Origin of the sequence: Streptomyces sp. NPDC004647 (assembly GCF_040609575.1) — a bacterium.
In the GTDB taxonomy this organism is placed as follows: Bacteria; Actinomycetota; Actinomycetes; order Streptomycetales; family Streptomycetaceae; genus Streptomyces.
Genome location: NZ_JBEXKU010000005.1, coordinates 1 through 14,084 on the forward strand (window position 1 = coordinate 1; position 14,084 = coordinate 14,084).

Here is a 14,084-nt window from a genome sequence, read left to right on the forward strand (position 1 = left end):
GGTGGGGGCTGGACGCATGGCCCACCCCCCCGGGGGGTGGCCCCGGGGCATCCGCCGCGGCTCCACGTCACGCATCCGCGCGGCAGCCGGTCAGGCCTGCTCGTCGACCCAGCTCATGAGCTTGCGCAGCTCCCGGCCGGTGGTCTCCAGCTTGTGGTCCGAGTCGGCCTTCTTGTACTCGTTGTACTTGGGCAGACCCGAGTGGTACTCCTCCATCCACTTCCTGGCGAAGGTGCCGTCCTGGATCTCGGCGAGGACCTTCTTCATCTCGGCCTTGGTCTGGTCGGTGATGATCCGCGGGCCGGTGACGTAGTCGCCCCACTCGGCGGTCTCGGAGACCGACCAGCGCATCTTCTCCAGGCCGCCCTCGTACATCAGGTCCACGATCAGCTTCAGCTCGTGGAGGCACTCGAAGTACGCGATCTCCGGCTGGTAACCCGCCTCGACCAGGGTCTCGAAGCCCGCCTTGACCAGCGCGGAGGCGCCACCGCAGAGGACTGCCTGCTCGCCGAAGAGGTCGGTCTCGGTCTCCTCGGTGAAGGTGGTCTTGATGACGCCCGCGTGGGTGCCGCCGATGCCCTTGGCGTACGAGAGCGCGAGCGCGAAGGCGTTGCCGGAGGCGTCCTGCTCGACGGCCGCGATGCACGGCACGCCGCGGCCCTCCTCGTACTGCCGGCGGACCAGGTGGCCCGGGCCCTTGGGTGCGACCATCGCGACGTCCACACCGGCCGGGGGCTTGATGAAGCCGAAGCGGATGTTGAAGCCATGGCCGAAGAACAGCGCGTCGCCGTCCTTGAGGTTGTCCTTGATGGACTCCTCGTAGACCTGGGACTGGATCGGGTCCGGGACCAGAACCATGATCACGTCGGCCTCGGCGGCAGCCTCGGACGGGGTGGTCACGCGGAGGCCCTGCTCCTCGGCCTTGGTGCGGGACTTGGAGCCCTCGGGCAGACCCACGCGCACGTCGACGCCCGAGTCGCGCAGGGACAGCGCGTGCGCGTGGCCCTGGCTGCCGTAGCCCAGGACCGCGACCTTGCGGCCCTGGATGATGGACAGGTCGGCGTCGTCGTCGTAGAAGAGCTCGGCCACTTCGGATACTCCTTGTTTCTTGCGAAGAGTCGCAGTGTGCTTCCCACCGTATGCCGGGTGGGCGAGGGGAAGAATCAGGATCTCGCCATGCGGTCCTGCCGCAGGTCAGGCGCTCCGGTCCAGGGCCCGCAGCGACCGGTCGGTGATGGAGCGGGCGCCGCGCCCTATGGCGATGGTGCCGGACTGCACCAGCTCCTTGATGCCGTACGGCTCGAGCATCTTGAGCATCGCTTCGAGCTTGTCGCTGCCGCCGGTGGCCTCGATGGTGACGGCCTCCGGGGACACATCGACGGTCTTGGCCCGGAACAGCTGGACGATCTCGACGACCTGGGAGCGGGTCTCGTTGTCGGCGCGCACCTTCACCAGGACGAGTTCACGCTGAATGGCCGCACCCGGCTCGAGCTCGACGATCTTCAGCACGTTGACGAGCTTGTTGAGCTGCTTGGTGACCTGCTCCAGCGGGAGCGACTCGACGTTCACCACGATGGTGATACGGGAGATGTCGGGGTGCTCGGTGGTGCCGACGGCGAGCGAGTCGATGTTGAAGCCGCGGCGGGAGAACAGGGCGGTGATCCTGGCGAGGACGCCGGGCTTGTTCTCCACCAGGACGGAGAGCGTGTGCTTGGACATGGTCTCGTTCTCTCTTCTCTGTCTCTCTGCGTCTCTGTCCTGGGTTTTCAGTCGTCTTCGTTGTCGCCGAAGTCGGGGCGGACCCCGCGGGCGGCCAGGACCTCGTCGTTGGAGGTGCCTGCGGCGACCATGGGCCAGACCATGGCGTCCTCGTGGACGATGAAGTCCACGACGACGGGGCGGTCGTTGATGGAGTTCGCCTTGGCGATGACGGCGTCGAGCTCGTCCGGTGACTCACAGCGGATACCGACGCAGCCCATGGCCTCGGAGAGCTTCACGAAGTCCGGGATACGGGTGCCACCGCTGGGGGCGGCGGGGGAACCACTGCCCGTGCCGGCGCCGTCCGCCTCGGGGCCGGAGTGCAGCACGGTGTTGGAGTAACGCTGGTTGTAGAACAGGGTCTGCCACTGGCGGACCATCCCGAGCGCGCCGTTGTTGATGATCGCGACCTTGATCGGGATGTTGTTCAGCGCGCAGGTGACCAGTTCCTGATTGGTCATCTGGAAGCAGCCGTCGCCGTCGATCGCCCAGACCGTACGGCCCGGCAGGCCGGCCTTGGCGCCCATCGCGGCGGGGACCGCGTACCCCATCGTCCCGGCGCCGCCGGAGTTGAGCCAGGTTGCGGGCTGCTCGTAGCCGATGAAGTGCGAGGCCCACATCTGGTGCTGGCCCACGCCCGCGGCGAAGACGGTGCCCTCCGGCGCCAGCCGGCCGATACGCTCGATGACCTGCTGCGGCGACAGGCTGCCGTCCTCGGGCAGGTCGTAGCCCAACGGATAGGTGTCGCGCCAGCGGTTGAGGTTCACCCACCAGTCGGAGTAGTCGCCGGTGCGGCCCTCGTCGTGCTCGGTCTGGACCGCGACGATCAGGTCGGCGATGACCTCCCGGGCGTCGCCCACGATCGGGACGTCGGCGGCGCGGTTCTTGCCGATCTCGGCGGGGTCGATATCCGCGTGCACGATCTTGGCGTACGGGGCGAAGCTGTCGAGCTTGCCGGTGACGCGGTCGTCGAAGCGGGCGCCCAGGGCGACGATCAGATCGGACTTCTGCAGCGCGGTGACCGCGGTGACGGCGCCGTGCATGCCGGGCATGCCCACGTGCTGCGGGTGGCTGTCCGGGAAGGCGCCGAGCGCCATCAGGGTGGTGGTGACGGGGGCGCCGGTCAGCTCGGCGAGGACCTTCAACTCGGCCGTGGCGCCGGCCTTCAGCACGCCGCCGCCGACGTACAGCACCGGGCGCTTGGCCTCGGTCATCAGCCGGGCCGCCTCGCGGATCTGCTTGGCGTGCGGCTTGGTGACCGGGCGGTACCCGGGCAGGTCGGTGTGCGGCGGCCAGACGAAGGTGGTCTGTGCCTGCAGCGCGTCCTTGGCGATGTCGACCAGAACCGGTCCGGGGCGGCCACTGGAGGCGATGTGGAAGGCCTCGGCGATGGTCTTCGGGATCTCGGCCGCGTCGGTCACCAGGAAGTTGTGCTTGGTGATCGGCATCGTGATGCCGCAGATGTCCGCCTCCTGGAAGGCGTCCGTCCCGATCGCCTTGGAGGCGACCTGACCGGTGATCGCGACCATGGGGACCGAGTCCATGTGGGCGTCGGCGATCGGGGTGACGAGGTTGGTGGCGCCGGGGCCCGAGGTGGCCATACAGACGCCGACCCTGCCGGTGGCCTGGGCGTAACCGGTGGCCGCGTGACCCGCGCCCTGCTCGTGTCGGACCAGGATGTGACGCACTTTCGAGGAGTCCATCAGCGGGTCGTACGCGGGGAGGATGGCGCCGCCCGGAATGCCGAACACGGTGTCGGCGCCGACTTCCTCGAGAGAGCGGATGAGGGACTGCGCGCCCGAGACGTTCTCGGTGATGGTGGGCTGCTGCCCGCCGCTACGGGTCCGCGGCTGCGGATGGTGGGCCCCGGTGGCCTGCTCGGTCATCGACATTCTCTTCTCGAAGATGAGGGTTTTGAGTGGGTCTGCGAGGTATCAGTGCAACAAAAAACCCCCCGTGCCGTAAGGCAAGCGAGGGGAGCGCGCCGGGTGCGGTCCGCGGGGTCTTCATGGTGACCCTGCTTCAGCCGACGCGCTTTCCAAGTACGAGAATTCGGGTGCGCATGGCTCGACCTTCCCCCGGCGCCCGACGGGTGTCAAGTGGGTGGGACAGCCGTCTCATTATTTGAGCACAATGGCGGATGCACGACCGAATCCGGAGCGGCGGCTCCACCCAGCCGCACCGGCAGTGCGCTGGTGGTCAGCACGGCCTCCCGGAGGCCGTCGCGCAGGTCCGCCGAGTCCGGCACCGGGCACTGGCCGCGGGCGAGCACACGGCGCAGCCGGTGCTCGTCGAGCGGCCCCGAGAAGGCCGTCCCCTGGCCGTGGGTACAACCCATGGCCTGCAGCGCCGCCACCTGCTCCGGCAGGTCGATGCCCTCGGCGACGGACTGCAGGCCGAGGTCGGCGGCGATCCGCAGCAGCCCGGCAGTGATCTTGTGAAGTCTGGCCGACTCGACGACCCCCTCGACCAGTGCACGGTCGATCTTGAGGACGTCGACGGGGAGCCGCCGCAGGGCGGCGAGCCCTGCGCAGCCGCTGCCGAACCCGTCGAGCGCGATCCGTACACCGAGGCGGTGCAGTGCCACCAGGCGGCGTTCCAGCTCCTCTATCGGGACCCGCGGATCGGTGTCGGAGATCTCCAGGAGCAGTGCGCCGGACGGCAGGCCGTGCCGGGTGAGCAGCGCCTCGACACTGCTCTGGGCCATGCTCCGGTCGAGGATGCGGCGCGGCGACAGCCGTACGGCCACGGGGGCGGGATGGCCCGCGCGGTGCCGCTCTGCGGCCTGCTCGACCGCCTCCTCGAGCAGCCAGCGGCCGAGGTCGGCGGTACGGGCCTCCGCCTCGCCGCGCCCCCGGTCGCCGCAGCCGTGCTCGCAGACGCGCAGGTACTCCCCGGGGGTGAACAGGATGCCCTGCTGGGACCGCCAGCGGGCCTGTGCCGCGACAGCGGTGATCCGGCCACTGTCGAGCGCCACCACGGGCTGGTGGAGCAGAGCGAACTCGCCGTCGTGCAGGGCTGTTCTAATCCGTCCGGCCATTTCGGCCCTGCGGACCACCTCGGCCTGCATCTGCGGGGCGTACAGCTCGACCCTGGCCTTGCCGGCGGCCTTCGCCCGGTACATCGCCAGGTCGGCGTTGCGCATCAGGTCCTTGGGCGCGACTCCGGGCTCGGCGAAGGCGACGCCGATGCTGGCGGCGACCCGCACCTCGGTGCCGGAGACCCGGTAGGGCCGGCCGAGACAGAGCCGCAGCCGGTCGGCGACCTCGAGGATGCGGTACTCGCGGGCCGCCGCGTCACGCTTCCCGTCACCGAGGATGAGGGCGGCGAACTCGTCGCCGCCGAGCCGGGCGGCGGTGTCGCCGGCCCGTACGGACTCCTGAAGGCGGCGGGCCGCGTGGATCAGCAGCTCGTCGCCGGCCTGATGCCCGATGCTGTCGTTCACCGCCTTGAACCCGTCGAGATCGATGAAGAGGACGGCGGTCCCGGGGTCCGTCGTGCGGCGTCCGCTGAGGGCCTGCCGGACCCGCTCGGTGAACAGAGCGCGGTTGGGCAGATCGGTGAGCGGGTCGTGCTCGGCGTTGTGCTGGAGCTGAGCCTGGAGACGGACCCGCTCGGTCACGTCACGGCTGTTGAAGATCAGGCCGCCGTGGTGGCGGCTGACGGTGGACTCGACATTGAGCCAGTCCCCGCCGCCCGCGCGCCCGGGCCCGGCCCGGAACCGGTACTCGATACGGGTGGTGACCTCATCGGCGGCGTGCGCGGCGAGGAACCGCCGCAGCTCGTGCACCACCCCTCCGAGGTCCTCGGGATGGATCAGCGAGGCGAGTTCGGATCCGACGAGTTCGTCCGCGTCGATGCCGTAGACCCCCGCCGCGGCCGGGCTCACATAGCGCAGCACCCCGGTCGAGGCGGCGATCATGATGACGTCGCTGGAGCCCTGGACGAGGGAGCGGAAGTGGTTCTCCTTCTGCGCCAGCTCCTGGGTGAGCGTGACGTTGTCGAGCAGCATGATGCCCTGCCGTACGACCAGGGCGAGCACGACGGTGCACGCGGTGAGGATCACCACCCGGTCGGTGCGCCTGCCGTCGATGATGTTGTAGAGAATGCCCAGCGTGCAGACCGCTGCGGCGAGATACGGGGTGAGGGCGGTGAGCGAACCGGCGATGGGGCGGCCGGGGTGGTGCGGGCGGCGGCTCCGGTCCCAGCCGTCGGTCTCGCGACTGCCGACCCATGGGGCGTAGGCCAGAAGTATGGACCCGGCGAACCAGCCCGCGTCCAGGAGCTGGCCGGAGCGGTAGTGCTCACGCAGCAGGGGTGAGGTGAACAGCGCGTCGCACAGCACGGTGAGGGCGAGCGCGGCGATGGCGGTGTTGATCGCGGAGCGGTTGGCGGAGGAGCGCCGGAAGTGCAGCGCCAGCACCATGCTGACCAGCACGATGTCGAGCAGTGGGTAGGCCAGCGAGAGCGCGGCCTCGGAGACGCTCGCGCCTCCCTGGTGCGCGGTGTGGGCGAGCGCGAGGCTCCAGGAGATGGTGAGCAGCGAGCCGCCGATGAGCCAGGCGTCGAGAAGCAGGCAGACCCAACGGGCCTTGGTGACAGGGCGCTTGGCGAGAATGAGCAGGCCGACGATGGCAGGCGGCGCGAAGAGCAGGAAGCAGAAGTCGGCGATCGAAGGGCTGGGCACCGGCTGCCGCAGCACGACCTCGTACCAGCCCCAGACCACATTGCCGAGGCCGGCCATCGCGGACGACGCGGCGAAGAACAGCCAGGCGGGCCGGACGCCACCGGGGCGGATACGCGCACGGCACAGGCAGGAGACGGCGGCGGCCAGGGCGGCCGCCGCGAGACCGAAGTCGCCCATGATCAGGGCGAGTCGGGGCGACCCCCAGCCCAGCGCCGCACCCGTGGCGTACCCGGCGCAGACCAGGGCGAGGACGAGTTGGGGGAGCAATCCGGCTCCGCCGCCGGCGGCCGGCCGACGGGAGATCACCGCCCCCGGGGCGCTCACCGGACCGCCCTGGGAGGCGCGGTCCTGCGTTTCGGTCTGCGCGGATGCGCATGGCACCAGTTTCGCTGCCGACTGCCGCGCCGCGGCGGGTAGTTCGTCCACAGGCCGTGCATCGCCCGTCGCCCCCCTAGAGTTCCGGTCCATCGCTGCGGCGGGCGTACTGGTCCGATACGCAGCCCCCGTCGGGACGATACACCAGAGCAGTCACTCAGGGACATAGCTCCTCTACAGAGCGTAACTAGCAGCAGAAATATGGGCACTGAGAGCAATCAAACAGACCCGGAGCGTGCCGAATCGGGGTGGGGAGCGCTCCCGGAGCCTCTTCTAGGTGGTTGTGGCGACCACATTGACGAGAGGTTCATCAGCGGCAAATCGGACCAACTGTTCGCGTAGCAACCGTTTCGCACGTGGCAGGAAAGCTGAGGTCAACCCGCCGACATGCGGGGTGATGAGCATGCCCGGTGCGTGCCAGAGCGGGTGCCCGGCGGGCAGCGGCTCGGGGTCGGTGACGTCCAGAGCGGCTCGCAGCCGGCCCGTCTCCACCTGCGTGAGCAGCGCCTTGGTATCGACCACCGCGCCACGAGAGACGTTCACGAGCAGCGCGCCGTCCTTCATGCGTGAGAGGAAGCCGCCGTCGACGAGACCGCGGGTCGCGTCGGTGAGCGGGGTGGAGAGGATCACGACGTCCGCGTCCGGAAGGAGCGCCGGGAGTTCGGTGAGCGGATGCACCGGGCCGCGCGGGGTGGTGCGTGCGGAGCGCGCGATGCGCGCCACCCGCGCACATTCAAAGGGTGTGAGCCGGTCCTCGATAGCACTGCCGATCGAGCCGTAGCCGACGATCAGTACCGATTTGTCGGCCAGTGCCGGGCGGAACCCCTGCCGCCACTCCTCGGCGTCCTGGCCGCGGATGAAGTCGGGGATGCCGCGGAGAGAGGCGAGCGTGAGGGTGAGGGCCAGCTCCGCGGTGCTCGCCTCGTGCACGCCACGGGCGTTGCAGAGCCGTACGCCCGGGGGCAGGCCGGGAAGGGCGGGCTGCACGTGGTCGATACCCGCCGTGAGTGTCTGGATGACGCGTACGGCCGTCATCTCCCGCAGGGGGCGGACGGAGACCTCAGGACCCTTCATATAGGGCACGCCGTAGAACACGCAGCGGGCCGGGTCGGCGGGGAACTCCGGGCCGCCGTCCCAGAAGCGGTAGTCGAACCGGTCGGGGAGTCCGTCGATCTCCTCGGCGTGAACGGGCAGCCAAACGTCAGCGCTCATGGTCGAGAGGCTAGTGCCGAACCGCACGGGGTTCGCCCCGTTCGCCGTTCCGGCCCAGCCGTACGGTGCGTTGCCCGGTCGGCCGGGCGGCATCGTGACGGGCTCCTGCGAAAACAGGTGGACGGCAGAGGTTAGTTTGGGTGCTGACCAGGGAGAGGTGCAGGACGAGGTGGAGCGCAGGACAGTCGGCGCCGGAGCGCTCTCAGTGGGCGCGATCGGCCTCGGGTGCATGCCGATGAGCTGGGCGTACGCCGCCTCCCAACAGCACGGCGAGAGTTCGCTGCGCGCCGTCCACGCCGCCCTCGACCGGGGCACCACCCTGCTCGACACCGCTGACATGTACGGGCCGTTCACCAATGAGCTGCTGGTGGGCCGGGTGCTCAGGGAACGGCGCTCGGACGTCTTCGTATCCACCAAGTGCGGGCTGCTGGTGGGCGATCAGCACATCGTCGCCAACGGCCGGCCAGGCTATGTGAAACGGGCCTGCGACGCCTCGCTGCGGCGGCTGCAGACGGAGGTGATCGACCTCTACCAGCTGCACCGGGAGGACCCGGAGGTACCGGTCGAGGAGACCTGGGGGGCGATGGGCGAGCTCGTCACGGCGGGCAAGGTACGGGCGCTGGGCCTGTGCGCGTTCCAGAAGGGCACTCAGCGCTTCCGCCGAAGGGCGGTGGGGTCCCCGGCGCCGCAGACGGCGGGAGAGCGCGACCGCGCGCGACGGCGTCCCGCGTCCGAGATGCACGACGGAACGATCCGGCAACTGGCACGGGTGCAACAGGTTTTTCCGGTGAGCAGCGTGGAGGCCGAGCTGTCGGTGTGGTCGCCGGAGGCGATGACGGCGTTGCTGCCGTGGACCGAGTCGCGCGGAATCGGCTTCCTCGCGGCGATGCCTCTCGGGAACGGCTTCCTGACCGGCACGCTCACACCGGGGCAGGGCTTCGAACCGGATGATCTGCGGGCGCGCCATCCGCGGTTCACGGCCGAGATGATGGCGGCGAACCAGCCGATCGTGGCCGGGCTGCGGCGGGTCGGCGCGCGGCACGGGGCCACGCCCGGCCAGGTGGCACTGGCGTGGCTGCTGGCCCAGGGGCGGCATGTGGTGCCGGTGCCCGGCGCGAAGAAGCAGCGCTGGGCGGTGGAGAACGCGGAGGCCGCGGAGCTCCGGCTGACCGCTGAGGACCTCGCGGAGATAGCGGCTCTGCCGCCCGCGCAGGGCTCCTGGGACTGATCGCGCCGGTGCCGACGCGCCGCTGTGCGGGATTCCGGGGGCTGCCGGCCTTCAGTGATCGGCCTTTGGTGATCGGGAACCCCGCGCGGCGGAGCGGTGTATGTAGCAGTGTGGTGCCTGTTGACGAGCGAGAGGATCGGCCATCGTGCGACGACCTGCTGTGAATGCTGTGACCGCTGTGCTGGCCGCCGGTGCCCTGCTGTTCTCCGCCGGCTGCTCGTCGGAGAGCGAGGACACCGGCCCGCCGGAGCGGTCGGGAACCGCCTCGTCGCCGGGGAGGAGTGGCACGGCCTCGCCATCGGACCGGCCCTCGTCGTCCGCCCCGCCCGCGAAAGGCTCGGTGAAGGTGGTGCGCACGGTGGCCGAGGGGCTGGAGTCGCCATGGGGGCTCGCGGCGCTGCCCGACGGCGATCTGCTGGTCTCCTCCCGCGACACCGGGAAGATCTTCCGGATCGCGGCGGACAACGGCAAGAAGGCCGAGTTGGGCTCGGTGCCGGGTGCCTCGGCCGGCGGCGAAGGCGGGCTGCTGGGCATCGCCGTATCGCCGTCGTACGGCGTGGACCACATGGTGTACGCCTACTTCACCACGGAGTCCGACAACCGCATCGCCCGGATGATCTACGACGAGAAGAAACCGGCGGGCAGCCGGCTGGGCGCGCCGGACACGATCTTCAAGGGCATCCCCAAGGGGGCGATACACAACGGCGGCCGGATCGCCTTCGGCCCGGACAAGATGCTCTACGCGGGGACGGGCGAGAGCGGCGACCGGGGGCTCGCGCAGGACAAGAAGTCACTGGGCGGAAAGATCCTTCGGATGACACCGGAGGGCCGGCCCGCGCACGGCAATCCGGACGCGGACTCCGTGGTCTATTCCTACGGCCACCGCAATGTGCAGGGGCTGGCGTGGGACGCGGACAGGCGGCTCTGGGCGGCCGAGTTCGGGCAGGACGAGTGGGACGAGCTCAATCTCGTCGAGCCGGGGAAGAACTACGGCTGGCCGATCGTGGAGGGCAAGGGCGACAAGGCCGGTTTTGTGGATCCGGTCGAGCAGTGGAGCACCGACGAGGCCTCGCCGAGCGGTATCGCGTATGCGGCCGGTTCGATCTGGATGGCCGGGCTGCGCGGTGAGCGGCTCTGGCGCATACCGCTTGCGGGTACCAGGCCCGTGGCGAAGCCGGAGGCGTTTCTCGAGGAGAAGTACGGGCGGCTGCGCACGGTGGTCTCGGACGGGGCCGGCGGACTGTGGCTGGTCACCAGCGAGACCGACACCCGGGGCACGCCGGAGAACGGGGACGACCGCATTCTCCAGCTGAAGGTCACATGAGGGGCTGACAGGCCGATGGGCGGTCGGCAGCCGGGCCGCTGCGGGCTTGCGGGCTTGCGGGCTTGCGGGCTTGCGGGCTTGCGGGCTTGCGGGCTTGCGGGCTTGCGGGCTTGCGGGCTTGCGGGCTTGCGGCAGGGTCTCTCGGCCTCCCCCGGGCGGCGCCAATCACTCGGCCTCAGGCAGCCCGGCGTGGTCGAGGAGCCGGACGGGACGGGCGGAAGTCCGCGATGGCGGAGCGCTTCGACGGTCTCGGCCGCCCATCGCCGGCGGGGCTTGCCGGGCACGAAGCAGGTGGGGAAGGCGACCTTGGTGCCGTTCTCGGGTACCACGGGGACCGGGTCTCAGGCTGCTCGGTCATCAGGCTGATCGGTCATCAGGCACTGGCCATCAGGCACTCGGTTCCGGTTCCGCGAAGAGCCGCATGCGGTGCGCGAGCGCGGCGGCCTCGCCGCGGCCGGAAACCCCCAGCTTGGCAAGGATGTTGGAGACATGGACACTGGCGGTCTTGGGCGAGATGAACAGCTCCTCGGCGATCTGCCGGTTGCTGCGCCCGACGGCGACAAGGCGGAGGACGTCCTGTTCCCGGCGGGTGAGCCCCAGCGACTGAGCCTGGTCCGCGAGAGCCCTGGGCTCCGCGGGGAGGGCACCCTCGGCCTCGGCCGTCAGCGGCAGCCGGGCCCGACGGGCGAGCAGCTCGATGTCTTCGCGCAGCGGGCGGGCGCCCAGGCGGACCGCGCCGGCGTGCGCCTGGGCCAGCAGCGCGGCGGCCTCGTCGCGCGCGGCGTCCGCCCCTGCCCCGCCGGAGGCGAGCAGCGCCTCGGCCCACCGGTGACGGAGCTGGGCGAGGATGTACGGGTAGTCGTACGGCTCGAAGGCGGCCGCGCTCTCGGCCCAGAACTTCGGCTCGAACTCCCCTCGGGCACGGCTGATTTCGGCCTCGAACCACCGCGACCAGGCGGTCCAGACCGGCGCGGGGCAGGCGAGACTGCGGCCGGCGCCCTTGAGACGGGAAAGCAGCCGCCGCTGCTCGGCGTCGTCCATGCCGGGGAGCCCCCGCCCTTCCGCGGCCACGGTCGCACCGCTGACGAGCAGCTGCCAGACATAGGTCTCCTGCCCGAGCAGCGGCAGCAGGTCCAGTGCGCAGTTCAGTGCGGAGACGGCCTGGTCGAACCGGCCGTGCGCGGTGGCGAAGCGCATTTCGGCCTGGGCGAGGGGCAGTTCGTACTGCGGCTCCATGTCGTTCTTGCCGAGATGACCGCGGGCAGCCGCGATCAGGCCGGGCACCGGGCCGTACTGCCCACGGTTCAGCGCGAGTTCGATACGGCGCAGTTCCATGGTGGCGAGCGGCCGGGAGGTACGGCCGTGGTCACGCCATTCGTCCAGGACAGCCGCCGACCGTTCCCACTCCCCCAGCATCGCCAGCGCCTCGGCGAGGTTCCCCACCACGAAGGTCGCGCCGTCGTACATCCGGTGCCGGCCCAGTGCCTCGATGCCGGCCTCGGCCGCCTCGACCGCCTCCGCGGTACGGCCCAGCCGGTGCAGCGCATCCGCGAGGTTGCCGTGCACCCGGCCCAGGGCGCGTGGCGCCCAGAGGTGCTCGACGAGTTCGCGCACCTCGTACAGCTCCGATATGCCCCGGTCGGCCTCCCCGGCCTGGGCCCGCAGGCAGGCGAGCGTCACCCGCGCGTTGAGCTCGACCTCCTGGGCCCCCACCAGCCTGGCCAGTTCCACGGCCCGCTCGGCCAGCGGCATGCTCCCCTCGTCGGAGACGTGCAGGCTGTGCCATGCCGCGGCGTGCGTCAGCACGTCGGCGTGCACGGCGGACGGCGGCAGACCGCTCACCAGCTCCTGTGCCCGGGATATCTCCGACCAGCCGTCGCCGCGCCCCATGAAGGTCATCAGCCGGGACCGCTGCATCCAGAACCACGCGGCCCGCGTCGGGTCCTGGTTCTCGTCGATCAGCTTCAGGGCCTTCTTGACCAGGGCGTAGGCGCGCTCCGAGGCGTCGTCCCAGCGGGCCGCGACCGCCGCCTCCGCCAGCAGATCGAGGAAGTGCAGATGCCGATGCGAGCTGTCCGGATAACAGCCGCAGGGCGGGTAGGACTCGGTGCCGCCGACCCCGGGCAGCTTCGCGCGCTGCTCCGCCGGCACCTCGTCCCACAGCTCCATCGCCCGCTCCAGCAGCTTCAGTTGTTCGGCGAACGCATGCCGCCGCCGGGCCTCGCCCGCGGCCGCGAGCACCGCAGGAAGCGCCTTGGTGGCGTCGTGCGCGGAGTACCAGTAACTGGCCAGCCGGGTCGCGCGCTGCTCGGCCCGGACGAGCGAGGGGTCGGCCTCCAGAGCCTCGGCGTAGCGTCTGCTGAGCCGGGAGCGCTCGCCGGGCAGGAGGTCGTCCACGACCGCCTCACGCAGCAGCGCATGCCGGAAGCGATAGCCGTCGCCGTCGTCCGTGGGCACCAGGACGCATCCGCCGACGGCGGCCCGCAACCCCTCGATCAGCTCCTCGTCGTCGAGCCCGGAGACGGCCGCGAGCAGGGCGTACTCGACGGTGGTGTTACGGGCCGCCATCCGTACGACCCGCTGGGCCACCTCGGGCAGTGCCTCGACGCGCACCAGCAGCAGATCGCGCAGCGAGTCGCTGAGCCCGCCGGGTTCGTAGTCGCTGGTGGCCAGCTCCTCGACGAAGAAGGGGTTGCCCTCGGAGCGGTCGAAGATCTCATCGGCCAGGGCCCGGTCGGGCTCGGCCCCCTGGATCCCCGCGAGTTGGCAGCGCACCTCCTCACGGCTGAGCCGGGGCAGTTCCAGGCGCCGTACGGTCCGCAGCCGGTCCTGCTCGGCGAGGAAGGGCCGCAGCGGGTGCCGGCGGTGGATGTCATCGGTGCGGTAGGTGGCAAGCAGGACGAGCCGGGAGCGCTGGAGCGAGCGGAAGAGATAGCCGAGGAGTTCACGGGTGGAACGGTCCGCCCAGTGCAGGTCCTCGATCGCGACGACGAGCACACGGTCGGCAGCGAGCCGCTCCAGCAGCTGGGCGGTCAGCTCGAACAGCCGCGCCCGGCCTTCCTGATCATAGGTTTCGCGGGCGACCGACCCGATATCGGGCAGCAGCCGGGCGAGCTCGTCCTCGCGTCCGGCTGCCGCCTGCTCGAGCTCGCCGCCGAGTTGCCGGTGCAGGGCGCGCAGTGCGGTGGCGACCGGAGCGAACGGCAGCCCGTCCGCGCCCAGTTCGAGGCAACCACCGACAGCGGTCACCGCCCCGGCCCGCTGCGCCGTCCCGAGGAACTCCTCCAACAGGCGGGTCTTGCCGCCCCCCGCCTCGCCGCCCACCAGCACGGCTTGCGGCTCGCCTGCGGAAGCGCGTGCGAGTACGCCGGAGAGAGCGGTCAACTCCTCGGTGCGGCCTACGAAGACGGGGCTGATGGATCGGCTCTCCACGCCGCCGAGCATCGCACACGGCTCCGGCGATCCGGCACTCGTTTTTTCGGCGTGGACCGCTGGGCCTC

General features: G+C 70.6%; 8 protein-coding genes. 2 read left to right on the forward strand and 6 right to left on the reverse strand.

Going from position 1 to position 14,084, the window contains the following annotated elements; all coding sequences use genetic code 11:
• Positions 1-90: 90 nt before the first annotated feature.
• The 5 genes from ilvC to ABZW18_RS03525 all read right to left on the reverse strand — a co-directional run bounded on the left by ilvC (position 91) and on the right by ABZW18_RS03525 (position 8,032).
• The gene (ilvC, locus tag ABZW18_RS03505) at positions 91-1,089 is read right to left on the reverse strand and encodes a ketol-acid reductoisomerase (RefSeq protein ID WP_356181472.1); all 999 of its coding nucleotides are present in this window, start codon (positions 1,087-1,089) and stop codon (positions 91-93) included.
• Between the two features lie 105 nt (positions 1,090-1,194).
• The gene (ilvN, locus tag ABZW18_RS03510; protein ID WP_356181475.1) at positions 1,195-1,719 is read right to left on the reverse strand and encodes an acetolactate synthase small subunit; all 525 of its coding nucleotides are present in this window, start codon (positions 1,717-1,719) and stop codon (positions 1,195-1,197) included.
• A 47-nt stretch (positions 1,720-1,766) separates the two neighbouring features.
• Complete coding sequence (locus tag ABZW18_RS03515; RefSeq protein WP_356181478.1) at positions 1,767-3,644, reverse strand: acetolactate synthase large subunit; 1,878 nt, start codon at positions 3,642-3,644, stop codon at positions 1,767-1,769.
• 209 nt (positions 3,645-3,853) lie between these two features.
• Positions 3,854-6,769, reverse strand: coding sequence for an EAL domain-containing protein (locus ABZW18_RS03520; protein ID WP_356181734.1), 2,916 nt, complete (start codon positions 6,767-6,769; stop codon positions 3,854-3,856).
• A 324-nt stretch (positions 6,770-7,093) separates the two neighbouring features.
• On the reverse strand, positions 7,094-8,032 hold the full coding sequence (locus ABZW18_RS03525; protein ID WP_356181480.1) for a 2-hydroxyacid dehydrogenase: 939 nt from the start codon (positions 8,030-8,032) through the stop codon (positions 7,094-7,096).
• 169 nt (positions 8,033-8,201) lie between these two features.
• Here ABZW18_RS03525 and ABZW18_RS03530 point away from each other — a divergent pair, with 169 nt between their 5' ends.
• Together ABZW18_RS03530 and ABZW18_RS03535 are read left to right on the forward strand one after the other, a co-directional pair.
• Positions 8,202-9,260: an aldo/keto reductase gene (locus ABZW18_RS03530; protein ID WP_356181736.1), complete on the forward strand. Its 1,059-nt coding sequence runs from the start codon at positions 8,202-8,204 to the stop codon at positions 9,258-9,260.
• A 169-nt stretch (positions 9,261-9,429) separates the two neighbouring features.
• Positions 9,430-10,584, forward strand: coding sequence for a PQQ-dependent sugar dehydrogenase (locus ABZW18_RS03535; RefSeq protein ID WP_356181739.1), 1,155 nt, complete (start codon positions 9,430-9,432; stop codon positions 10,582-10,584).
• 387 nt (positions 10,585-10,971) lie between these two features.
• On the opposite strand, the gene ABZW18_RS03540 is transcribed toward ABZW18_RS03535, so the two are convergent.
• Positions 10,972-14,028 (reverse strand): AAA family ATPase, encoded by a 3,057-nt coding sequence (locus tag ABZW18_RS03540; protein ID WP_356181483.1) that lies wholly within the window; start codon positions 14,026-14,028, stop codon positions 10,972-10,974.
• Positions 14,029-14,084: the final 56 nt, after the last annotated feature.

What these genes read in the sequence shown, in the direction of transcription:
- ilvN (WP_356181475.1), bottom strand. Translation starts at nt 1,719, where the DNA reads ATGTCCAAGCACACGCTCTCCGTCCTGGTGGAGAACAAGCCCGGCGTC.
- ABZW18_RS03515 (WP_356181478.1), bottom strand. Translation starts at nt 3,644, where the DNA reads ATGACCGAGCAGGCCACCGGGGCCCACCATCCGCAGCCGCGGACCCGT.
- ABZW18_RS03525 (WP_356181480.1), bottom strand. Translation starts at nt 8,032, where the DNA reads ATGAGCGCTGACGTTTGGCTGCCCGTTCACGCCGAGGAGATCGACGGA.
- ABZW18_RS03540 (WP_356181483.1), bottom strand. Translation starts at nt 14,028, where the DNA reads ATGCTCGGCGGCGTGGAGAGCCGATCCATCAGCCCCGTCTTCGTAGGC.